A 21,019-nucleotide genomic window follows, 5' to 3' on the forward strand; every position below is an offset into this window, starting at 1 on the left:
AAATGCACCGACGCGGTGTCGGCGTGCAGATTTCGGAAGGTCACCAGGGAATGTCGTCTCCGGAAATCATCGAGGAGGGCGCGGAGGCTGCGAAGGCAGCCAAGCCCAAGTCGAAGAAGAAGCTCATCATCATCGGTGCCGCGGCAGGCGTTCTGCTGCTCGGCGGCGGCGGTGGTGCCGCCTTCATGTTCTCCGGCTCGAGCGCCAAGGCTGAGGAAGCCAAGAGCGAGCATGGATCGAAGACGGAAGCAAAGAGCGCCGAGGGCGGCCACGGCGAAGGGACCGAGAGCGGCAAGGACGCATTCCTCGACGTGCCCGCGATGATGGTGAACCTGCGTTCTCCCGACGGCCAGGCCCGCTTCCTCAAGCTCCACTTCATGATCGTGCCCGGCGACGGCGTCGCCCCGGACGACCTGAAGGAGAAGTTGCCTCTGGTGCTCGACAGCTTCCAGCCCTTCCTGCGCGAACTGCGCCCCGAGGACCTTTCCGGCTCGGCCGCCGTCTTCCGCATCAAGGAAGAGATGATGGTTCGCGCCACGGCCACGCTCGGCGACGGCCAGGTGAAGGACATTCTGATCCAGGATCTGGTGCAGCAATGATCGATCTCGAGGATTTTGACCTCCCCGATCCCCCCGCCCCTCCGGGCGATATGGGCGGCGGCAGCTTCGACCAGGCCGATATCGACGCGCTGTTCGGCGATTTCGGGCCCACGGTCGGCAAGAAGGGCCTTCGCGCCGTCATCGAGTCCAAGGTCATCAGCCACGAGCGTCTGCCGATGCTCGAAGTGGTGTGTGACCGCGTCGTCCGCACCTTTGCGAGCTCGATGCGCAACCTGACTTCGGACGGCGTGGACGTGAGCCTGGAGGAAGTGACCTCCACCCGCTTCGGCGAGTTCATGAACCGGGTCGCGCTGCCGGCGATGGTCGGCGTGTTCAAGATCGAGGAATGGGAAAGCTACGGTCTCGTCACTGTCGATTCCGGCCTAATCTACTCGGTGGTCGATGCATTGCTCGGCGGTCGCGGCGGTGGTTCGCCGGTGGTCATCGACGGTCGCGCCTTCACCACGATCGAAACCGGCCTGGTATCGCGCATGCTGAGCCTGGCGCTCGCGGACTTCTCCGAGGCCTTCGCGCCGATCGAAGCCGTGAACATGAACCTGGAGCGCATCGAGACCAATCCGCGCTTCGCCGCGATCGCAGGCGTCTCCAACATCTGCGCCACCGCGACCTTCCGGGTCGATATGGACGGGCGCGGCGGACGGTTCACCCTGGTGTTCCCCTACGCGACGCTCGAACCGGTGCGCGACAAGCTGCTCCAGCGCTTCATGGGCGAGAAGAGCGGCCGCGACAGCATCTGGGAGGCCCATATGGCCGCCGAGGTGCGCAAGACCAACGTTTCGATGAGCGTGCTGCTCGGCGAGAAGGCCATGTCGATCGCAGACTTGCGCAGCCTCGAGATCGGCCAGACCATCGCGCTCCACAAGAGCCCCGACGACGCACTCGATATTGCCTGTGGCGGCGTAAAGCTCGCCCAGGGCCAGATCGGCCAGCGCAGCGGCAAGGTTGCCGTGCGCCTGATCAACGACGTTTCCTCCGACAAGAAGGTGAAGCAATGAGCATCGCGCTACTCGCCAATGTGCTGACGATCATCCTGTGCATGGCCGTGCTCGTGCAGAGCGTGCGGATGATGAAGAGCCTGCGTACCGTGAAGGACGGCGCGCTCACCCAGGTGGTCGAGGCGCTCCAGGTCGCCACCGTCCAGGCCCGTGCCGTGCTTTCGGACATGAAGCACACGCTTGGAACCGATTGCGCCCGCCACGCCCAGCTGGTCGAGCGCGCCCGGGAGCTGCGCGACGAGCTCAGCCTGATGACCGGCCTGGCTGATTCCGCTGCCGAGCGGATCGTCAGCGCGGTGAGCATGGCCAATGCCCAGCGCCACGCCCGCGAGGATGCCGAGACAGTCGAGACCGACAGCGAAGGCGAGACCGCGGCTCCCGTGGCGGAAGCCGCGTAATGGCCCGCCCTTCCCTCCTCCTCCTCACCGCCGGCGTGGCCGGGATGGCGGTGGTTGCCAATGCGGCGACGATCGCGACCGGCCAGCAGGACAACAGCCCGAACACCACGCGGCTGGGCAATGCGATCACCCAGGACATGAACGACCGTGACGCCGCCGCCGCGCGCCGCAAGCGCGGGCTCGACCTGCGCGAGCAGGCGGCCAAGGCCGCCACCGCGCGGCTCGCCGCCGATGCCGAGGCACGAAAGAAGCAGGATGAAGCGCAGCAGATGGCGGGCGGCCCCAGCGGCGCCCCCGGCGCGCCGAACCCGGCGGACTCGCAGTTCGACGAGCTGGCCCGGATCTACCAGGCGATGAAGCCCAAGGCCGCTGCAGTGGTCTTCGAGCAGCTCGACATGGAAGTGCAGATGAAGGTCGCGCAGCGCATGCGCGAACGCTCGACCGCGATGATCATGGCCGCGATGACGCCCAAGGGCGCCGCGTCGCTGAGCATGGCATTGGCTCGCCGCAACGCCGGTCACGCTCAGGCCCAGCCCCAGGCTGCGCCCCGCCAGGCGACCGGCCCGGCTCAGGCTGCACGCCGCTGAGCTGAAGCACAAAGAAAAGGGCCACTCCGGCGACGTGCCGGCGTGGCCCTTTTCTTTTGCGCGTTGCGAACCGATCAGCCGGTGCGGGCGTCGACCTCGACGATCAGTACGCGGACCAGCCCGGGCTCGGCAGCCTTCAGGGCGGCGGTGAGATCATGGTCGAGCTGCTGCGCATCGACTGCCCGCAACGCCGAGGCGTTGAGCCGGGCGAATTCGAGCCCGGCCGCGACCGTCGCGGCGCGCAGAACCGGCATCTCGCCATTCAGCTTGGTGGCCGCTTCCGCCGTGCCGGCATCAATGACCAGCTTGAAGCGCAGCACGCCGTTGACCCGGTCCGCGTCGATGATCGGCACGGTGACTTCTTCCATCGGCACGAGGTGCAGCCCCTCGCCCGCGGCGCCGCCGCCGGAGGCCAAAGCGCCGCCACCCGGCATCGGCAAAGCCGCAAGCCCAAGCGCTACCAGCGTTTCGCGTCGCAAAATCATGCCCTCCGATATCGGTACATGGCGCCGCGCGGGCGCCCATCACTCTATAATAGAATGAAATCAGTGAGCAGGTGACGAGTTGAGCCACGATCAGCGCCCGGGAAAGATGCGTGTCGTCAGCGATGGGGGGCATCCGAATGTGCGGACCACCATCGAGGGCACCGCGGAAGTCGTCAGGCCCCGCCCGGCTCCCGTCGCGGCACCGGCCAAGCCGGCACTGCCGATGATGCCAGCCATCCTATTCCTGCTCGCCTGCATCGGCGGCGGCATCGCCGTCGTCGTCATCCGTCCGTTCGGGCTCGGCTGATGCGCAGCTTCTTCCTCATCCTTGCCGCCGGCACCACGACGGCGCCCGCCACGACCGCACCGACGGTCCATGGCGGCGATGCCGCGCATGCCGCGGCCCCTGCTCCCGCGCCTGCCGCTGGCGCCACGCCGCCGGCGACCATCCCGAGCGTCGCCCTGCCCCGCTTCGCCGCCACACTGGCACAGATGCCGATGATCACCGGCGGCGACGGCTGGAGCGGTATGACCGGCACCGAAGCGTGGCACCAGCTCGCCACCGCCACGCCCGACACCCGCCAGTCGGTCCGCTGGAACTATGCCAAGGGCCTGATCGCCGCCGAGCGCGGTGCCGAGGCGCTGGGCGTGCTCGAGGTGATGCGCCTAGCCGATACCGACCTTGCGCTGGTCGCGCCCTATCAGCTTGCCCGCGGCGCGGCGCTGACCATGCTCGGCCGCGATGCCGAAGCGGTGGAATCGCTGAGCAGCGCCGAGCTCACCGGCAATCCCGAGGCCTGTGCCTGGCGGATGCGCGCGCTTGCCCATTCGGGTGCGGCGGCCGAAGCCGTCGGCCAGATCGAATGCGCACGCGTGGCGATCAATGCCCGTGCCCCGCACGACCGGGTGGACTTCATGCTGGCCGCCGCGGGCGCCGCGATCGATGTCGGCCAGCCCGACCCGGCGCTGCAATGGCTTGGCCTGTTCAGCGACCGGAACCCCGATGCGAACCTGCTGCGCGGACGTGCGCTGCTCGCGAAAAACGACCTCGCCGGCGCACGGCTGAGATTCGAACGCGCGGCGCTGACCGGCTCATCCGAGGTCAAAGCGGGCGCAAAACTCGGTACGATCCAGGTTTCGATCGACGGCCACGCGATCAGCCCGGCCGACGCGATCAAGCAGCTCGACGCGCTGCGCTTCGGCTGGCGCGGCGGCCCGGTCGAGCGGCGCGCGCTGACCATCGAATATGGCCTGGCCAAGGAAGCCCAGGATCTGCGCACCGAGCTGAAGAGCGGCGCCACGCTGCTGCGTTATTTCAAGCTCGGCGCCCAGGCCGGCCCGATGCTCGCCGAGCTCCAGCAGACCATGATCTCGGTACTGGCTCCGGAAAGCGGCATACCGCTGCCCCAGGCGGCCGGCCTGTACTGGGACTATCGCGAACTGGCCCCGGCGGGCGGCGACGGCGACCTGCTCGCCAACCGGCTCGCCGACCGGCTGCAGACCGCGGGCCTCTACGCCCGCGCCGCCGAACTCCTCACCTACCAGCTCACCCAGCGCGCGCAGGACGTCGCGCAGGGCCCGCTGTCGGTGCGCGTCGCGACGCTGCAGATCCTCGCCGGCCGCCCCGACCTGGCGCTCAAGGCCCTGCAGAACAGCGAACAGCCCAGCTATTCCAACCAGATGCGCTGGGATCGCAAGCGGATGGAAGCCGTGGCGCTCCACCGGCTCGGCAAGGACGATGCCGCGGCAGCCGCGCTGGACGGCGTGCCGGACGGCGCGGCGGTGCGTGCCGAGATCCACTGGCGCACCCAGGACTGGGGCAGCTTCGTCACCGAGAGCGAGAAGAGCCTGCCCGCCGCCAAGGGCGCGCTGGGCGCGCCGCAACAGGCGGCCGTGCTGCGCTATGCCGTGGCGCTGGCGATGACCAATCGCGAGGACAAGCTGCGCGCCCTGCAGGGCCGCTATGCCGCCGCGTTCAAGGGCCTGCCCAGCGCCGGCGCCTTCGACATGCTGACCGCCAGCATCGACAGGATCGATCCCGCCAAGCTGGACGCCGCGATCGCCGCGATCCCCGAGGCGAGCCCGGCCGGCGCGATCGGCGACCTGCTCGACGCGGGCGGCTGAGGGCGCACGGCGATCGTAGCGGTTCCCCGGCGAAAGCCGGGGTTCAGAGTCACGAGCGACACTGCAGAGAAGCCCCGGGCCCCGGCTTTCGCCGGGGAACCGCAGGCATCGGTGGGCTACGCCCGCCTATTCGACATGAAGAAAGAGCGGCCGGGACTGGATCCCGGACGGATCCAGCCAATCATGCGAAATCCTACATTGCAAGGAACTGGTGCTCCCCGGCTTCCGCCGGGGAAGCAAGGGAATGGCGGCGAACCGAGCCCAAACGGAAAAGGCCGGGCATCGAGCCCGGCCTTTCCTGACCCATCCCTTTGCGGGAAGGAAATGCTTACTTCAGATAGTTGGTCAGGTTCAGGCCCGAGAGCTGCGCGAAGACCGAGTAGCTCGCCTCGAGCACGCTCTTCTGCTGGGCGAGGTCGATCGCGACCTGGCCGAGATCGGCGTCCTCATTCTCCTGGATCACGTTCTTCAGAACCAGTCCGCGCTCCTCGCCGCGCGAGGCGAGCGTATCGACCTGGTTCTGCTTGCGGCCGTTCTCCGCATTGACGGCGCGCAGATCGCCAAGGCCGGTGTCGATCTGCGACACCGCCTGCTTGATCGAATCGAGCTGGGCGTCGGTGAGCTTGGTGCCGATCGCGCCAGCCGCGCCGAGCGTGCGGAACGCCTCGTAGAGATTGGCGCCGATCTCGCTGGCGCCGACGCCATACTTCACGTCCACGCCGTCTGCGACGCGGGCATTCGCCTTCACAGTGTCGTTGTGGAAGGCACTGGCACCCGGCGTGGCGGCCGCATCGGCCAGCGTGTTCACCGAGAAAGGCGCCTGATCGATCTGGCTGCCGGCGAACAGCGGCGTGCCGCCTTCCGACGCGTTGAGTGAGGTGCGGAACTGATCGAAGGCAGTCTGGATCGCTTCCTGGAGGCCGGCGGAATCGCCGGTGCCGACCGCGTTCATCAGGCTGGAGCGCAGGTCCGAGGTCGCGTCCTCGATGCCTTCCATGTTCGCCTGGTAGAGCGAGAGAGTGGTACCGACGCGCTTCGAGACGGTGGACTGGGCTTCCTGGCGCGCGAGCAGCGTGTGCGCCGACAGGTTGCGCACGGACTCGGTGCCGAGATCGGCGAAGGTCGCGGCCTTCTTGCCGGTCGAAAGCTGGGTCTGGGTCGCTGCGAGCTTCTCCTGCGCGCGCATGATCGCGCTGGACATGGTGCTCTGGAGCGGAATGGTGGCGACGCGGGTCATGGGTCTTCCCTTCTTTCTGGCCCTTAGCGGAGCATGCCGAGGAGCGTGTCGTACATGTCGTTGGCGGTGGTGATCACCCGCGCCGCGGCCGAATAGCTGTTCTGCAGCACGACCATCTGCGAGAGTTCCTCGTCGATGTTGACGCCGGCGAAGCTGTCGCGGCGGTTGATCGCATCGGCACTGCGCGCCGAGGCATCGGCGAGCCGGCCCTGGGCCTGGCTGGCATCGAGGCCGATCCGGCCCATCAGGTTGCTGGCGAAGGCATCGACCGTCGACTTGCCGTCCTTGCCGAGATCGATCGCGCTGCCGAGCTTGTTGACGAACGCGGTCGCGCCGCGCGTGTCGCCCGAGCCGAGCGCCTTGGCGCCGACCGCGACATCCTGCAGCTGGGCAAGGCCGAGCTTCTTCGGATCGGCGAGGATCTCGGGGCGCACCTCCGCCATGCCGAGCCCGCTCGATGCCCCGGTGAGGTTCATCATCTGCGAGAAGGAACGGCCGGTGCCGAAACGATTGGTCGAATCCGCCGGGATCGACAGCGTCGCACCCGCGACGTTCGCCGACGGCTGGAAGCGCATGCGCCCGGCATCGTCGAGCGAGAAGGTGCCGAAATTGGCGAGCGGGCTGGCGTTGAGGTCGTTGACCATGTCGCCGACGGTACCGCCGGCGGCGGGCGACAGCGTGTAGCTGGTCAGGGCCCGGCCCGAGCTGTCGCGCAGCACGATCTGCGCGGTCTCGCCCGCAGCAAAGCCATGGGGGTCGCCAGTTGCGAGACCCGAGGGGACCAGCGAACTGCTGTCGCTGCGGACGAGGTCGTTGAGACCGAAGAACTGCGAAACGCCCTGCCCGGCGCGCGCGCTGGGCTTGGTCGCGTCCTGGCCGACGGCCACGCCGTTGCCCGCGCCGGTGGCGCTGATGCTGAGCGTGCCGTTGACGAAGCTCGCCGTGCCGGCGCCGCCCAGGCCCGCATTGATCGCGTTGACCATGTCGTCGACCGTCGCGGTCGGGCCGAGCGCGTCGAAATCGATCTTGGTGCTGGCGACGAGCGTGCCGTCGGCCTTGGTCACCGCGAAGGTGGCCGCGCCGGTGAAGCCCAGCCGGTCCGCGCCGACCAGGCCGCTGTTGCGGCCGGTGAGGCTGGCGGGCGGCGGCACGGTGCTGTTGGCGTTGGAAACCGCGTTGAGCGCCTGGGACAGGCCGGTGAACAGCGTACCCAGCTGCTCCTGGACCGCGGGCAGCGCGCGATCGCGCAGATCGAGCAGGCCGCCGAGCTTGCCGCCGATCGCGGCGGAATCGATCTTGTCGCCGGTCGCCGCGTCGGGCTGGGCCAGGCGGATCTCGATCGGGGGATAGGTAGCCTGCGAAACCGACCCGCTGCTGGGATAGGAGAGCTGGCGCAGGCGCTTGTCGAGCAGCGTCTGGCCATTGCCGGTCTCGATCGAGACGCGGCCGTCCGGCTGATCGCGGATGGTGACCTGCATCAGCCCGCTCAGCTCCTGGAGCGCGCTCATCCGCTGGTCGGCCGCGCCGCCGGCGCTGCGGCCGAGCCCGGTCGCCTGGGCAATGGTGCCGTTCAGGTCGTGGATGCGCTGGAGCAGCGAATTGATCTTGTCGACCGAATAGCCGACTTCCGACTCCACGTCGGCACGCAGCTGGGACACGTCATTGTCCATCTGCTGCATCGAAGTGATCGCGTCCTGCACGTCATTGGTGAACTGTGCCACCGTCTGCGTGGAGGCGAGCGAGCCCGTCATCGCCACGGCCGAGGCCGAGACGGCGTCGAGGCGCGCCGGGAGGCCCGAAGAAGCCCCCGGCTGCCCGAGCAGCGCCTGCATGCGATCCAGATAGTTGGAGACCACTTCCGAGCGGCCGAGATCGCCCGCCCGAGTATAGACCGTCGCTTCGAGGAAGCGGTCGGCGACGCGGGTGGGCTCGCCCACCACCACGCCGCTGACCTGCCCCGCGACCACGCCCGTGGTGAGGCTGACGCGCTCGCGCGCATAGCCGGCCACTCCGACATTCGCGATGTTGTTGGAAACCGAGCGAAGTCCGGCCTGAGCAGCTGTCAGGCCGGAAATCGCGGTACCGAGAATGTCGTTGAGCGCCATGATCCCCTGCGTTCAGTTAGAGTTTTAGCGCTTCAGGTCGCTGACTTCGCGCAGCATGTCGTCGACCGTCGTGATGATCTTCGACGACGCGCTGTACGCACGCTGGAAGCGGATCATGTTGGTGAACTCGCTGGCGAGATCGACCGTCGATGCTTCGAGCGAGTTCGGCGCGATGGCGCCCGCACCGAGTTCACCCGGCTCGTTCAGCGTGAAGCCGCCCGAGGTACGGCTGGCGGTGTAGGCGTTGCCCGACACGCGGGTGAGGCCATCCGGGTTCTGGAAGGTCGCCAGCGGGAGCTGGAACACCGCACGGGTGGTGCCGTCGTCGAACACCGCGTTGACGACACCGTCCTTGGTGATTTCGATCTGCGACAGATTGCCCAGCGTGCCGCCATCGGTGTTGCCCGAGATCAGCGAGCTCGGCTGGCCGAACTGGGTAAGGCCGTCGATCTTGCCGTCGCTGCCCAGTTCGAGCTTGATCGGCACCGAGGACGCCTGGTTGGCATAGGTGATGTTCAGCGCGCTGTTCAGCCAGCTGCCCGACGGGAGGTCGAGGCTGCCGTCCGGCTTGAAGTTGACGTCGCCGCCGGCGATGAAGCCGTTGGTGCTGGCGACAGGCGGAGTCACGCTGGTGTCCATGACGTCAGCGGCCGGGACGGAATAGACTTCCGCCTTCCACGCATTCGGGCCGGTCTTGATGAAGGCCATGTTCAGCGTGTGCGAACCGCCCTGCTGGTCATAGACAGTGAACGAGCGCTGGAACTGGTTCTCGGTCTTCGGCGTGTAGGTGTTGTCGGCCGCATACTTCGCCAGGTCGCCGGTGGCGTAGGTGGCAGCAGCGGGCGAAACCTCGGTCGCGGTGTTGAGGTTGATACGCGCCTGGATGCGCGACGTCGCCGCCGCGGTGCCGGTCAGGTCGCTGACGCGGATCGCTTCCAGGTCGTCGATATTGCCGGTGTTGTTGTACTTGCCCTCGGCATCGAGGCGATAGCCGTACAGGTACAGGCCGGTCGCCGGGTTCTTCAGGAAGCCTTCCTCATCGGCGCGGAACGAGCCGGCGCGGGTGAAGGCGACCTCGCCCTGGCCGCCCGAGGCGGTGCGGGTGACGAAGAAACCCTTGCCGTCGATGGCGATGTCGGTGCTGCTGCTCGAAGCCTGCATCATGCCCTGCTTCGAGATCATCGCGGTCGGCGCGGCGACGACGCCGCCAGCCGAATAGCTCGAACGGGCACGGCCGTCCGTGACCATCGTCTTGAACTGGGCTTCGACGCCCTTGTAGCCGATGGTGTTGATGTTGGTGATGTTGTCGGCAACCGCTGCCATCGCGCTGGACTGCGCGTTGAGACCGGAAACGCCGGCATAGAGAGCGGAATAGAGGCTCAAGACGAATACTCCCTCGATGCCCGCGAAACGCGCACGGGCCCACGCCCCAATTGTAGGATGAGCGCGGCGCCGACCCCAACAAAGGCGCAAATAAGATTCGATGGGCAAAAATTGCCGGGTGCGCGCACACTGCCCCGCAAACACATCCTATAATGCAGCCAAACGAACGAAAGGCTGTTTCCCAATGCTTCGCATCACGCTTCGCGATGGCGAGAAGGCAATCGTCAACGGCGCGGTGATCCGTGCGGTGGGCCGCACCCAGATCGCCGTGGAGAACAAGGTGTCCATCCTGCGCGGGCGCGAGATCATGCGCCCCGAGGAAGCGACCACCCCGGCGCGCCAGCTCTATTTCGCCGCCATGCTCGCCTATATCGACCCGGCCAGCCGTGACAGCCACCACGACGCCGTGGTCGGGCTGGTCGGCGCGCTGATCGCCGTGCTCGGCACGCAGGACGCCAAGTCGGCCTGCATCCGCTTCGCCAGCGAGATCGCCCAGGGCGAATATTACAAGGCACTGGCCACCGCGCGCGACGTGATTGCGTTCGAGGACGCCGTCATCGCCCAGCAGGCCGCCTGAGGCTATAAGGTGCAGACGCTCGCCAGCGCAGCCCGTGCGATCCGGGACATGATGCCCGATCGCCGCTTCGGCCGCGTCGTCGCGGTTCGCGGCGCGCTGATCGAAGTGGAAGGGCTCGCCGGCGCCGCGCAGATCGGCAGCCGGATCGAGATCACCGCGCCCAACGGCATCGTCCAGGCGGAAGTGACCGCGCTCGACCGCGAAGTCGCCTTGTGCCTGCCGTTCGTCGACCCGCAGGGCGTGGGCCTGGGCGCGCGCGCCGAGCTCGGCGCCGGCCAGTTCAGCGTCCGCCCCTCCCAGGCCTGGCTCGGCCGAATGATCAACGGGCTCGGCCAGCCGGTGGACGGGCTCGGCTCGCTCCCCAATGGCGCCGACCCGCAGCCGATCAAGGCGCCGCCGCCCGCCGCCGCCAACCGCGCCCGCGTGGCCGAGCGGATCGAGACGGGCGTGCGCACGCTCGACCTGTTCGTGCCTTTGTGCCGCGGCCAGCGCCTCGGCCTGTTCGCCGGCTCGGGCGTCGGCAAGTCGGTGCTGCTGTCGATGCTGGCGCGCTGGACCCAGTGCGACGTGGCGGTGATCGGCCTGATCGGCGAGCGCGGCCGCGAAGTGCAGGAATTCATCGAGGACGATCTCGGGCCGGAGGGCATGGCCCGCTCGGTCGTCGTCGTCGCGACTTCGGACGAGCCGGCGCTGATGCGCCGCCAGGCCGCCTGGACCACCCTCGCCGTCGCCGAGCATTTCCGCGACCAGGGCCTCAACGTGCTGTGCCTGATGGACTCGGTCACCCGCTTCGCCATGGCGCAGCGCGAGATCGGCCTCGCCAGTGGCGAGCCGCCGGCAACCAAGGGCTATACCCCCACCGTCTTCGCCGAGCTCCCCCGCCTGCTCGAGCGCGCCGGCCCCGGCGAGCCGGGCAAGGGCATGATCACCGGCCTGTTCACCGTGCTCGTCGATGGCGACGACCATAATGAGCCGGTCGCCGACGCGGTGCGCGGCATCCTCGACGGCCACGTCGTGATGCGCCGCGCGATCGCCGAGCGCGGCCGCTATCCGGCGATCGACATCCTCAAGTCGGTCTCGCGCACGCTGCCGCACTGCATGAACGACGAGCAGAACGACATCCGCGTCGGCGCCCGCAAGCTGCTCTCCACCTATACCGACATGGAAGAGATGGTGCGGCTGGGCGCGTACAAGGCCGGTTCCTCGCCCGAGGTCGACCGCGCCGTCGCGCTGGCACCCGAGATCGAGAAGATGCTCAACCAGGGCAAGAACGACCAGGGCAATGCCGACGCCGCCTTCGCCGCGCTCGGCGAGATCGTCGCGCTCAGCATGGAGATGATGGAGCAATGACTCCGTTCGACACCGCCCTGAGGGTCCAGCGCCGCGAGGTCGATGCCGTGAAGGTGTCGATCAGCGTCGAGATCGAGACGATCACCACGCTCAACAGCCAGGCGCACGCCCATGACCTGCGCATGCGCGAGGAGCGTGCGCTCGCCGCCATCGTGCCGATCGCCAGCGATGCATGGCGGCTGCGGATGAAGGCCGAGCGCGCCCGGCTCGACCACCAGGCCCAACTCGCCAATGTGCGGCTGACCTCGCTGCGCGCCCAGGCCGTCGAGGCCTATGGCACGATGCGCGCGATCGAAGGCGCCGCCGGCCGCTTCAAGGACGAGGCCGAGCGCGTCGCCGCCGGTGCCGAACAGTCGATGATCGACGATATCGCCGCCGCCAAGCTGGTGATCGCCCGCCGCAATGCGGAACGCAGCGCATGATCCCGCGCGCAGATCTTGCCTCGCTGAGCCCGGCCAACCGCGCCAAGGTGATCTACAGCGAGGCCCAGACCGAGCTTGCCAGCCGGTTGTGGAAGGCCGCGCTCGGCGATGGCGACAAGGACGACCGCAAAGGCAATGGCATCGGCCAGAACGGCCTTTCCGGCGATTCGCTGCTCGAGCTGCTCGGCAAGCAGAACGGAGTGCAGGCCGGCGCCGCACAGGGCTGCCACTGCGCCTGTGCCTGCTCCTGCCACCAGAAGCCCGCCGCCAGCGCGAGCTTCGCCAATGACTGCGTCGAGGACCTGCGCGGCGCGATCGGCGACGCCGCCGAGCAGAGCAGCCGCAAGATGGCCGCGATGATGAGCACCGGCGCGACCGTATCGGTTGCCAACGGCGCCGTGGTTTCGGGCCTCGCGCTCGGCGCCAATACCCGCTTCGCCCCGGCCCTCGCCATGGCCGAGGCGCGCACCGGCATTCCCGCGACCGCGCTTGCCGCGATCGTCGACGCCGAGGCGGCCAAGGGGCATGACGGCGTCTGGAACACCATGTCGCGCAATCCGCGTTCCAGCGCGGCGGGGCTTGGCCAGTTCCTCAGCGGTACCTGGGAGCAACTCGCCGAGACTTCGGGCACCTGGCTGAACCAGGTCGCATCACAGAATGGCTGGCTCGACGGGCGCGGCCAGGTGCAGCCCGGCGCGCGCAGCGAGCTGCTGGCGCTCCGTTATGACGGCCAGGCATCGATCCTGGGCGTCGCCGATCTCGCCAAGATGAACCTCACCCGGCTCGAACAATCGGGCATCCGCGTCGACACCGATGCCGAGACCCTGGCCAAGTCGGCCTATCTCTCGCACCATCTCGGGCTGGGCGATGCGAAGAAGTTCCTCGCCGGCGGCATCGAGGCCGGACGCGCCCGCATGCTGCTTGCCGCCCAGATCGGCGGCGGCGCGGCCGATCAGCGAATCGCCGCGGCAGGCAATGCCACCCAGGCACATCGCCAATGGCTGCTCGGATTCATCGATCGTCGAATCCGTCCGGAACAATTCGCCGGCTAAATTATTCTTATCCTATAATGCTGGCAGCGGCGCCTTTCAGGCGCCGATATCCCCATAAAAATACATATTTACCGTGTTTTACCATGTTGAGGGTTCCGTAGGGGAAACCTCCTGATTGGTAGGACTACATATAGGAATTTAAGGGTTCTGTTAAAGGATTAGAAGCCATGTTGCCCCTGTGAACGGCGGCCGAGACCCGGCTGGCCAGGACAAACAGGGGATACGCAATGTCGAAGATCACGATCGCGCTGGAAGCAGCCGTCGCCACCGTCATCGAGAATACGCCGCAAGACGGCGCCGCTCGTAGCAACCGCCAGCGCGTCTATGTCGACCGTGCCTTCGCCCAGATCCTCAAGCTGATCGCCCCGCGCATCCGCCACTTCGTCCGCCAGTACGGCCTGACCGCACACTGGGAAGATGCCGAGCAGTGCTGCGCCATCGCCGTGCACCGCGCCATCGAAGCCTATGACCCCGCCAAGGCGCAGTTCACCACCTTCGTGAACTGGCAGATCCGCGGCGAGCTGCAGAGCCTGCGCTTCCGCCTGATGACCGATCAGCGTCCGTCGGCGAAGAAGGTCGAGGCCACCACCGTTTCGCTCAGCGCCCTCGCCACCTCGATCGATGGCGACGAGATCTCGCCCGAGGCGATGATCGAGGACGAAGAAGCCGTGTTCCGCACCGAAGCCGCCGCTTCCGACTATCTCGCCGAAGGCGCCGTCTCGCAGCTCATCGACGCCTATGTCGACCAGCTCCGCAAGGTTGGTGTCGAGGCACTCCGCCGCCGCCCCCGCCCGAAGCGCGCCGAAGCCGCCCTGCGCCGCGCCGAAGGTCCGCGCCTGCGCTCGGCCACCTATGGTATCGACCCCGCCGAGCTGGAGAAGCTCGAAGCCAAGCTGGCCCGCGACCGCGAGATCGTCGAGCGCCGCGTGTTCCAGACCGCCACCCTCGACGACCTGTCGCTCGAGACCGGCGTGACCAAGGAGCGCGTCCGCCAGATCACCAAGCGCGCCGCCAAGGCGATCGCCGAGATCGCCGCCAAGGATCCGCGCTTCGCCGTGATGGCCGAATATGGCCAGCCGGGCACCCCGAAGCGCCGCCCGGCCCCGGCCGCGCGCACCACGCCGCTGCTGCCCGACACGAACCTGCCGCACAACCGCCTGGCGAGCGTCCGCGCCGTCGACCCGACGACGCTGTCGCCGGTGCTCAGCACCCCGGCCGTCCAGCAGGTCGAGCGCGCCGAGACGGCCCAGCTTGCCGCCCCGGCCCCGTCGAGCGCTTCGCTCCACTGATCGCATCGGAACGCCCCGCGCGCGCCTAGCCATCCTATAATGCTCACAAGAGGCATGGAGGACCCGATGCATCGCAATCTCGACTGGACCGGCAAGGAGGAGTCGCACGGCTCGCTGCCGCGCCCCAATCGCCGCCTGACCGCGCTCGCCCAGGATGTGGCGCGACTGGCCCAGCCGCTGCTGCCCACCGGCAGCGACCTGTTCCTTGGCCTGGAGGCCACTGCCGACGGCCAGATCCACCTGGTCTGGTGGCGCCAGCACGACTTCAAGCGCGTCGCCACCATCTCGGCGTCTCCGGACGCCTTCTGCCCCGAGGACAGCGACGAAGGCGCGCTGCAGGACGCAGCGGCGGCGCTGCTCGATTATCTCGCCGGCCGCTGGCCGACCCCGCCGGGCGCGCTCGGCGTGATCACCGACGGCGTGGGCGTGGCCTTTGCACCCGACCACCCCTCGCCTTCCGCGGACAGCTGGCTGCTGCGCCACGCCACCGGGGAAAGCACGCTGGCGATGATCCTGGATCTCGACGCTGCCGGCCCCTGCGGACTGTTGATCGGCGGACAATCCACAGGTTCATTCCACTAACGGAATGGCGTTTACCTTGTATTATCCTTGAATTGCTTCAAGATACCTTCAGATTCGAGGGGATCATTGATGGCAGGCGCGAACGGCAAGGGTAAGATGCGGGTGGGATCCGCGGGCGAGCCCCTGATCGATTACTATCGTGCAATCGTTTTCCCGAACCGGGTACGTGAGCAGCGCCAGCGCCATGGCTTTGCGAAGCTCCTGCGCCTTTCTGCAAATATTCCCGCAATACCCTATATTCGTCTTTCGAAGATCGAGCGCGGTGAAGTCGTGGCCCGGCCGGACGAGCTGCGCCGCATCGCCACCGCTCTTGGCATCGCGCCGACGGAGCTGCTGCTCGATATCGACGCGAAGGATTTCGACATCGCTGCCTGGGCCGCGCCGTTCGGCGACGGGGCCCAGCTCGACCTGGAGGAGGAGCGGTTCGCGGTGCTGCTCGGGGCTGCGCTGCGTGCCCGTCGCACGCTGGATCCCGCGCTGACCATTGCCGTGATCGAGCGCGATTTCGCGCTGCCTCCGGTCAACCTCTCCCGCGTGGAAAATGCCCAGAAGCCGTTCGGCCGCTGGAACGCGGCAATCCACAACGCCTTGTTCGCCCTGTTCGGCGTAACCGACGAAGCCGCCCTGCGTGCGGAAGTCGAGCAGCGCCATGCGATGGGCGCGCTGGATGCATTCCTGGCCACCATCGCCAATCCCGAGACGCGCATCGCCCGCACCCGCGAGCGCATTGCCGAACTGACCATGGCGCTGAACGCGGAGCCGCAGGCGGAGCCCGCGCCCGCCGTGGCGCTGCCGCTGGCAGGGCCGGTCGGCGCCGTCCGGCTGCTGCCCGTCTTCGGCGTGCCGCTGCCCCAGGGGCTGATCGGCGACCAGCCGACCGGCGAGACGGTCGAGGCCCCGCACATCGCCGGCGTGCGTGCCTTCGGCATCAAGGTATGCCGCGCGACGCTGGGCGGCGGCCTGCCCGCCCAGGCGACCGTGGTCGCCGATCCCGATCGCCTGCCGCTTCCCGGTGGCCTTGCGGCGCTGCGCGAAGGCGAAGGCTGGCGCCTGCTCTCGGTCGCTTCCGGCCGCGACGGACGGATGATCGGCTACAGCGTCAATCCGGACATGGAAGTGCCGCTCGACGATTGCGATCCGTCGAGCCTGGCCGCGATCGTCTCCGCCGTCTTCCTCTGACCGCCCCGTATTGCTAGGGCGCTGCCCATGGGGATCATTGTCGCGATCGAAGGCGCCGACGGCGTCGGCAAGAACACCACGTCCAGGCTGCTCTGCGAGACGCTGCAGGCCGCCGGCAAGACAGCGACCGTGATCGGCTTCCCGCGCTATGGCGAGACCGTGGCCGGGGTGACGATCGGCCGCTATCTGGCCGGCGACATGCCGGTGCCGGTGAGCCCGCATGCCGCCGCGACACTCTATGCGCTCGACCGCTTCGAGTGGCGGGACGAGATCCTCAAGGCCGTCGCAGCACATGACGTGCTGATCTTCGATCGCTATGTCGCCTCGAACATGGCCTATCAGGGCGCGCGCGTGCCTGCCGGGGAGAGCCGGGCGCTGATGGAGTGGATCCTGGCGCTGGAGACCGGCCAGTTCGCCCTGCCCGTCCCCGCGCTATCCATCTATCTCAACACGCCCTGGGACCTGGCGCGTGCGCTGATCCTGCAAAAGGCCGAGCGCAGCTATACCGACAAGAGCTTCGACGCCTATGAGGCGGACGTGGCGCTGCAGCAGCGCGTGCGCGCCAATTACGAGTCGATCGTCGAGGCCGGGCTGCTCGGCCCGTGGCAGATGGTGCATGCCAGCACCGACGGCACGATGCGCCCGCCCGCCGAAATCGTCGGCGAGATCATTTCCCTGCTGGAAGCGGTTCCGGAATAAGCCCGAAAGCAGTGCGACCGGCTTGACAGCTCCCCCCGCGGCGCCGCATGGTAGCGCTATCAAAAGCAATATCGGGGTGAGAGGATCTTGAACGCGTCTCCGGCGGAAATGCTGCCTGTCGATCATGCCCAGGCGATTCTGGTTGGCCGAATCCTTACCGAGGCCGGCCCGAGCCCCGTGATCCTGCGCGGCGGGCGTATCTATGACGTCTCGGCCACTGCCGCGACCGTGGCGGACCTGCTCGACCTGGCCGATCCCGCGAACGCCGCCGGCACCGATATCGGCGCCGTGGCCGACATTGGTAGCGATACCGGCCCCAAGTTGCTCGCCCCGATCGACCTGCAATGCGTCAAGGCATGCGGCGTGACCTTCGCCCTCTCGGCGATCGAGCGGGTGATCGAGGAGCGCGCGCGTGGCGATGCCGACAAGGCGAACGAGATCCGCGGCGACCTGGAAGCCAAGGTCGGGTCGGGCATCCGCTCGGTCGTGCCGGGCACATCGGAAGCCGCCAACCTCAAGGCCGCGCTGATCGAGGCCGGCATGTGGTCGCAGTATCTCGAGGTCGCGATCGGACCCGATGCCGAGGTGTTCACCAAGGCGCCGGTGCTCTCGGCAGTCGGCTGGGGCGCCGATATCGGCGTGCGCTCGGACAGCGACTGGAACAACCCGGAGCCCGAAGTCGTCCTGATCGTCGACAAGACCGGCACGCCGCGCGGCGCGACGCTGGGCAACGACGTCAATCTGCGCGACTTCGAGGGGCGCAGCGCGCTGCTGCTCGGCAAGGCCAAGGACAATAACGCCTCGACCGCGCTGGGGCCGTTCATCCGCCTGTTCGACGCAACCTTCACGATGGACGATGTCCGCTCGGCCGAAGTCGATCTCGTCATCGACGGGCCCGAGGGCTATCGGCTCGAGGGCACCAACAAGATGAGCCAGATCAGCCGCGATCCGACCGACCTGGTCCGCCAGACGCTGAGCGAGCACCAGTATCCGGACGGCTTCGCGCTGTTCCTCGGCACCCTGTTCGCGCCGATCCAGGACCGCGACCATCCCGGCCGCGGCTTCACCCACAAGGACGGTGACGTGGTGCGCATCTCGAGCCCCAAGCTCGGCGCGCTGGTCAACCGCGTGACGACGTCCAAGGCCGCCGCGCCCTGGACCTTCGGCATCCGCGAGCTGATCCGCAACCTGGCGGGCCGCGGCCTGCTGTGAGCGCCACGCGCGGCCCTAGTCATTGCATTTCCAAGGTATTCCATTCCCATGTCTGAAGCCGATCCCGCCAATACCGTGCTGACGCGCGACCAGCGCGCCATCTATCCGAGCCTGAAGGGCAAGCGGGTGCTGATCACCGGCGGCGGATCGGGCATCGGCGCCGGGCTGGTCGAAGGGTTCGTCCGCCAGGGCGCCGACGTCACCTTCTTCGACATCGCCGACGCGGACTCGCAGGCGCTGGTCGGGAACCTCTCCGGGCTCGGCAAGGCGCCGACCTACGAGAATGTCGACCTGACCGACATCAAGGGCGCCAAGGCGACCATCGCCCGGCTGATCGAGGAGCATGGCGCCTTCGACGTGCTGATCAACAACGCCGCCAATGACGACCGCCACACCATCGAGGAAGTGACGGAAGACTATTGGGAGAACCGGCTCAACGTGAACCTGCGCCACCTGTTCTTCTGCGCCCAGGCGGTGATCCCGGGGATGAAGGCCAAGGGCGGCGGCGTCATCATCAACATGGGCTCGATCTCCTGGCACCTCGCGCTGGAGGGGCTGATCCTCTACCAGACCGCCAAGGCCGGCATCGAGGGCCTGACCCGCAGCCTGGCGCGCGACCTGGGGCCGGACAATATCCGCTCGGTCTGCATCGTGCCGGGCAATGTGAAGACCCCGCGCCAGATGAAATGGTACACGCCCGAGGGCGAGGCCGAGATCGTCAACGCCCAGTGCCTCAAGGGCCGGCTGGTGCCCGACGACATCGCGGCGATGGCGCTGTTCCTCGCCTCGGATGACGCGCGGCTGATCACCAGCCACGAGTTCTTCGTCGACGCGGGCTGGCGCTGAGCCATGGGCGTGGTGACGTCGGCGCCGCAGAGCGTCTGGTCGCTCGCCGCTCCCCTGCTCGAAGGGCCGGTCTGGGTGGCGCGCGACGCCGCCCTGTGGTTCGTCGACATCAAGGGCCACAAGATCCACCGCTATGACCCGGAGACGGGCGACAAGCGGAGCTGGGATGCCCCCGACCAGGTCGGATTCGTGCTGCCGGCCGCGCGCGGCGGGTTCGTCGCCGGGCTGAAGACCGGGCTTGCCCATTTCGATCCCGAGACCGGCGCCTTCACGCAACTGGTTGATCCCGAGCCGGAAAAGCCCGGCAACCGGCTGAACGACGCCACCGTCTGCCCCGATGGCCGGCTGTGGTTCGGCACGATGGACGACGCCGAGGCGGCGGACAGCGGCGCGGTCTACCGGCTGGCGGCGGACGGCGGCTGCGTGGCCTCGACGCCCTTCTGCTCGATCACCAACGGGCCGGCGATCAGCCCCGATGGCAGGACGCTCTACCATATCGACACGCTGGGCGGCCTGATCTTCGCCTGCGACCTGGCGCCGGACGGCAGCCTGTCCAACCGGCGGGAATTCGCCCGCATTCCCAATGACCAGGGCTATCCCGACGGGCCGACCGTGGATGCCGAGGGCTGCCTGTGGGTGGGCCTCTACAAGGGTTCGGCGGTGCGGCGCTATTCGCCGGCCGGCGAGCTGCTGGAAACCGTGGAATTTCCGGTGGATGCGATCACCAAGATCGCCTTTGGCGGGCCCGATTTGAAGACTGTGTTCGCCACCACCGCCAACAAGCACCTGACGCCCGAGGAGAAGGCCGCGAACCCGAGTTCGGGAGACCTTTTCAGCTTCCGGGTATCGGTGCCGGGGGTGGCGGGGACGCTGGTTCGGGAAGGCGTCTGAACTGTACGCCGAAGGTGGCTAAGGTTGCGCGGGTCAGGGCCTCGGCTATATAGTCAATATTATTGACTATCCATTTCATACTATATCTCCATCGTCATTCCCGCGAAGGCGGGAATCCATTCGCGCTGCTGGCGCGGCTCCTCCGGGAGGCCAGCCAGAATGGATCCCCGCCTTCGCGGGGATGACGGATTTGGAGATTCACCCGTGACCGATTCTACCCCCCTGCTCGAAGTCGCGATGCCGGCGCTGTTGCGGCATGCGCGGCATACCTATGGCGCGGCGATGCGGGCGGCGCTGGCCGCGCGCGGCTATGACGATATTCCGGCCAATGGCCTGTATGTGATCGGCGCGCTGGCGCTGGGCGAGGCACCGCTGAGCCAGATCATCCGCGAGCTGCGCGTTTCCAAGCAGGCGGCCGGGCAGCTGGTCGATGCGCTGGTGCTGCGCGGCTATCTGGAGCGGCAGGTGGACGCGCAGGACCGGCGGCGCCTGACCGTGACGCTGACCGAGCGCGGCAGCGCGGCGGCGGATACCCAGCGCGAAGCGCGCGAGGAGATCGATGCCAAGCTGCTGGCATGCATGGGCGAGGAGAAGGTGCTGCATGCGCGCGAGGTGCTGGCGGCGCTGATCGGGATCGGGCGCGAGGACGGCGAATAGGGCTGCCGTTCCCGACCAGTGCTTCCTGTTCCCCGGCGGAGGCCGGGGCCCAGTTGCCATGTCGGTCGTTAGGTTCCCGCGCTCTCGATAGTGCGCCGAAACTGGGCCCCGGCTTTCGCCGGGGTACCGTACCCACATGGGGCGGCATCGCGTTGCGCTGTGGACGCTTGAGCCGCGGATGTTCGCACTGGGCCCGGTGGCGCCGTGGTTCCGCAAGCGGGTAGCCGCGCGTGACGCCGGTGGCCGACCTCTCCGTGCGGAGCGATGAAAGCGGTTCCGGCGCGGGCGGAAACAGCGCGCATCAGCTTCGGCGTATGGTGCGGATGTTC

Annotated in this window: 22 protein-coding genes; 18 read left to right on the top strand and 4 right to left on the bottom strand. The window is 67.9% G+C overall.

The features are described 5' to 3' along the window. The first annotated feature begins 2 nt into the window (after positions 1-2). Genes O3305_RS09380 through O3305_RS09395 form a run of 4 tightly spaced genes read left to right on the top strand, consistent with a single transcriptional unit; the run spans position 3 to position 2,600 of the window. On the top strand, positions 3-599 hold the full coding sequence (locus O3305_RS09380) for a flagellar basal body-associated FliL family protein (protein WP_269576147.1): 597 nt from the start codon (positions 3-5) through the stop codon (positions 597-599). Then, complete coding sequence (gene fliM / locus O3305_RS09385; RefSeq protein ID WP_269576148.1) at positions 596-1,615, top strand: flagellar motor switch protein FliM; 1,020 nt, start codon at positions 596-598, stop codon at positions 1,613-1,615. Before O3305_RS09380 ends, fliM begins: the two co-directional genes overlap by 4 nt. Further along, on the top strand, positions 1,612-2,013 hold the full coding sequence (locus O3305_RS09390) for a DUF6468 domain-containing protein (RefSeq protein WP_269576149.1): 402 nt from the start codon (positions 1,612-1,614) through the stop codon (positions 2,011-2,013). The genes fliM and O3305_RS09390 overlap by 4 nt, the downstream gene beginning before the upstream one ends. Next, entirely contained in the window at positions 2,013-2,600 is a 588-nt protein-coding gene (locus O3305_RS09395; RefSeq protein WP_269576150.1) for a MotE family protein, read from the top strand. The genes O3305_RS09390 and O3305_RS09395 overlap by 1 nt, the downstream gene beginning before the upstream one ends. Before the next feature lie 74 nt (positions 2,601-2,674). Here the strand turns inward: O3305_RS09395 and O3305_RS09400 are convergent, their stop codons facing one another. After that, positions 2,675-3,085, bottom strand: a complete 411-nt coding sequence (locus tag O3305_RS09400; protein ID WP_269576151.1) for a hypothetical protein — start codon at positions 3,083-3,085, stop codon at positions 2,675-2,677. Between the two features lie 139 nt (positions 3,086-3,224). Here O3305_RS09400 and O3305_RS09405 point away from each other — a divergent pair, with 139 nt between their 5' ends. Then, complete coding sequence (locus tag O3305_RS09405) at positions 3,225-3,392, top strand: hypothetical protein (RefSeq protein ID WP_269576152.1); 168 nt, start codon at positions 3,225-3,227, stop codon at positions 3,390-3,392. Further along, positions 3,392-5,209 (top strand): hypothetical protein, encoded by a 1,818-nt coding sequence (locus O3305_RS09410; RefSeq protein ID WP_269576153.1) that lies wholly within the window; start codon positions 3,392-3,394, stop codon positions 5,207-5,209. The genes O3305_RS09405 and O3305_RS09410 overlap by 1 nt, the downstream gene beginning before the upstream one ends. A 328-nt stretch (positions 5,210-5,537) precedes the next feature. On the opposite strand, the gene O3305_RS09415 is transcribed toward O3305_RS09410, so the two are convergent. Genes O3305_RS09415 through O3305_RS09425 form a run of 3 tightly spaced genes read right to left on the bottom strand, consistent with a single transcriptional unit; the run spans position 5,538 to position 9,934 of the window. Then, positions 5,538-6,446 (bottom strand): flagellin N-terminal helical domain-containing protein, encoded by a 909-nt coding sequence (locus O3305_RS09415; protein ID WP_269576154.1) that lies wholly within the window; start codon positions 6,444-6,446, stop codon positions 5,538-5,540. Between the two features lie 23 nt (positions 6,447-6,469). Next, on the bottom strand, positions 6,470-8,551 hold the full coding sequence (locus O3305_RS09420; RefSeq protein ID WP_269576155.1) for a flagellar hook-associated protein FlgK: 2,082 nt from the start codon (positions 8,549-8,551) through the stop codon (positions 6,470-6,472). Positions 8,552-8,575: 24 nt separating this feature from the next. After that, positions 8,576-9,934 carry a flagellar hook protein FlgE gene (locus tag O3305_RS09425; RefSeq protein WP_269576156.1) on the bottom strand — a complete coding sequence of 453 codons (1,359 nt, stop codon included), beginning with the start codon at positions 9,932-9,934 and terminating at the stop codon, positions 8,576-8,578. Positions 9,935-10,118: 184 nt separating this feature from the next. On the opposite strand from O3305_RS09425, the gene O3305_RS09430 reads away from it, so the two are divergent. The 12 genes from O3305_RS09430 to O3305_RS09485 all read left to right on the top strand — a co-directional run bounded on the left by O3305_RS09430 (position 10,119) and on the right by O3305_RS09485 (position 20,690). Then, a complete protein-coding gene (locus tag O3305_RS09430; RefSeq protein WP_269576157.1) occupies positions 10,119-10,511 on the top strand; it encodes a flagellar biosynthesis repressor FlbT in 393 nt (130 codons plus the stop codon). Between the two features lie 9 nt (positions 10,512-10,520). Then, complete coding sequence (gene fliI, locus O3305_RS09435; RefSeq protein WP_269576158.1) at positions 10,521-11,861, top strand: flagellar protein export ATPase FliI; 1,341 nt, start codon at positions 10,521-10,523, stop codon at positions 11,859-11,861. Continuing rightward, entirely contained in the window at positions 11,858-12,283 is a 426-nt protein-coding gene (locus O3305_RS09440; RefSeq protein WP_184168660.1) for a hypothetical protein, read from the top strand. Before fliI ends, O3305_RS09440 begins: the two co-directional genes overlap by 4 nt. After that, positions 12,280-13,335, top strand: a complete 1,056-nt coding sequence (locus O3305_RS09445) for a peptidoglycan-binding protein (protein ID WP_269576159.1) — start codon at positions 12,280-12,282, stop codon at positions 13,333-13,335. Before O3305_RS09440 ends, O3305_RS09445 begins: the two co-directional genes overlap by 4 nt. A gap of 227 nt (positions 13,336-13,562) precedes the next feature. Beyond that, positions 13,563-14,624 (top strand): sigma factor-like helix-turn-helix DNA-binding protein, encoded by a 1,062-nt coding sequence (locus O3305_RS09450; RefSeq protein ID WP_269576160.1) that lies wholly within the window; start codon positions 13,563-13,565, stop codon positions 14,622-14,624. Positions 14,625-14,690: 66 nt separating this feature from the next. Then, positions 14,691-15,206, top strand: coding sequence for a hypothetical protein (locus O3305_RS09455; protein ID WP_269576161.1), 516 nt, complete (start codon positions 14,691-14,693; stop codon positions 15,204-15,206). A gap of 69 nt (positions 15,207-15,275) precedes the next feature. Continuing rightward, positions 15,276-16,385 (top strand): helix-turn-helix domain-containing protein, encoded by a 1,110-nt coding sequence (locus tag O3305_RS09460; RefSeq protein ID WP_269576162.1) that lies wholly within the window; start codon positions 15,276-15,278, stop codon positions 16,383-16,385. A 27-nt stretch (positions 16,386-16,412) separates the two neighbouring features. Continuing rightward, on the top strand, positions 16,413-17,084 hold the full coding sequence (locus O3305_RS09465; protein ID WP_269576163.1) for a dTMP kinase: 672 nt from the start codon (positions 16,413-16,415) through the stop codon (positions 17,082-17,084). A gap of 108 nt (positions 17,085-17,192) precedes the next feature. Further along, complete coding sequence (locus tag O3305_RS09470) at positions 17,193-18,296, top strand: fumarylacetoacetate hydrolase family protein (protein ID WP_269576486.1); 1,104 nt, start codon at positions 17,193-17,195, stop codon at positions 18,294-18,296. Between the two features lie 48 nt (positions 18,297-18,344). Next, positions 18,345-19,142 carry a D-xylose 1-dehydrogenase gene (xylB, locus tag O3305_RS09475; RefSeq protein ID WP_184168666.1) on the top strand — a complete coding sequence of 266 codons (798 nt, stop codon included), beginning with the start codon at positions 18,345-18,347 and terminating at the stop codon, positions 19,140-19,142. A 3-nt stretch (positions 19,143-19,145) separates the two neighbouring features. Beyond that, positions 19,146-20,033: an SMP-30/gluconolactonase/LRE family protein gene (locus tag O3305_RS09480; RefSeq protein ID WP_269576164.1), complete on the top strand. Its 888-nt coding sequence runs from the start codon at positions 19,146-19,148 to the stop codon at positions 20,031-20,033. Between the two features lie 204 nt (positions 20,034-20,237). Beyond that, positions 20,238-20,690, top strand: coding sequence for a MarR family winged helix-turn-helix transcriptional regulator (locus O3305_RS09485; protein WP_269576165.1), 453 nt, complete (start codon positions 20,238-20,240; stop codon positions 20,688-20,690). The last annotated feature ends 329 nt before the right edge of the window (positions 20,691-21,019 follow it).

The organism is Sphingomonas sp. NIBR02145 (assembly GCF_027359115.1).
Lineage (GTDB): Bacteria > Pseudomonadota > Alphaproteobacteria > Sphingomonadales > Sphingomonadaceae > Sphingomonas > Sphingomonas kyeonggiensis_A.

Bases quoted from the DNA above. Each gene is read 5' to 3' on its own strand.
- O3305_RS09380 (WP_269576147.1), top strand. From the start codon at position 3: ATGCACCGACGCGGTGTCGGCGTGCAGATTTCGGAAGGTCACCAGGGA.
- fliM (WP_269576148.1), top strand. From the start codon at position 596: ATGATCGATCTCGAGGATTTTGACCTCCCCGATCCCCCCGCCCCTCCG.
- O3305_RS09390 (WP_269576149.1), top strand. From the start codon at position 1,612: ATGAGCATCGCGCTACTCGCCAATGTGCTGACGATCATCCTGTGCATG.
- O3305_RS09395 (WP_269576150.1), top strand. From the start codon at position 2,013: ATGGCCCGCCCTTCCCTCCTCCTCCTCACCGCCGGCGTGGCCGGGATG.
- O3305_RS09400 (WP_269576151.1), bottom strand. From the start codon at position 3,085: ATGATTTTGCGACGCGAAACGCTGGTAGCGCTTGGGCTTGCGGCTTTG.
- O3305_RS09410 (WP_269576153.1), top strand. From the start codon at position 3,392: ATGCGCAGCTTCTTCCTCATCCTTGCCGCCGGCACCACGACGGCGCCC.
- O3305_RS09415 (WP_269576154.1), bottom strand. From the start codon at position 6,446: ATGACCCGCGTCGCCACCATTCCGCTCCAGAGCACCATGTCCAGCGCG.
- O3305_RS09420 (WP_269576155.1), bottom strand. From the start codon at position 8,551: ATGGCGCTCAACGACATTCTCGGTACCGCGATTTCCGGCCTGACAGCT.
- O3305_RS09430 (WP_269576157.1), top strand. From the start codon at position 10,119: ATGCTTCGCATCACGCTTCGCGATGGCGAGAAGGCAATCGTCAACGGC.
- O3305_RS09440 (WP_184168660.1), top strand. From the start codon at position 11,858: ATGACTCCGTTCGACACCGCCCTGAGGGTCCAGCGCCGCGAGGTCGAT.
- O3305_RS09445 (WP_269576159.1), top strand. From the start codon at position 12,280: ATGATCCCGCGCGCAGATCTTGCCTCGCTGAGCCCGGCCAACCGCGCC.
- O3305_RS09450 (WP_269576160.1), top strand. From the start codon at position 13,563: ATGTCGAAGATCACGATCGCGCTGGAAGCAGCCGTCGCCACCGTCATC.
- O3305_RS09455 (WP_269576161.1), top strand. From the start codon at position 14,691: ATGCATCGCAATCTCGACTGGACCGGCAAGGAGGAGTCGCACGGCTCG.
- O3305_RS09460 (WP_269576162.1), top strand. From the start codon at position 15,276: ATGGCAGGCGCGAACGGCAAGGGTAAGATGCGGGTGGGATCCGCGGGC.
- O3305_RS09465 (WP_269576163.1), top strand. From the start codon at position 16,413: ATGGGGATCATTGTCGCGATCGAAGGCGCCGACGGCGTCGGCAAGAAC.
- O3305_RS09470 (WP_269576486.1), top strand. From the start codon at position 17,193: ATGCTGCCTGTCGATCATGCCCAGGCGATTCTGGTTGGCCGAATCCTT.
- xylB (WP_184168666.1), top strand. From the start codon at position 18,345: ATGTCTGAAGCCGATCCCGCCAATACCGTGCTGACGCGCGACCAGCGC.
- O3305_RS09480 (WP_269576164.1), top strand. From the start codon at position 19,146: ATGGGCGTGGTGACGTCGGCGCCGCAGAGCGTCTGGTCGCTCGCCGCT.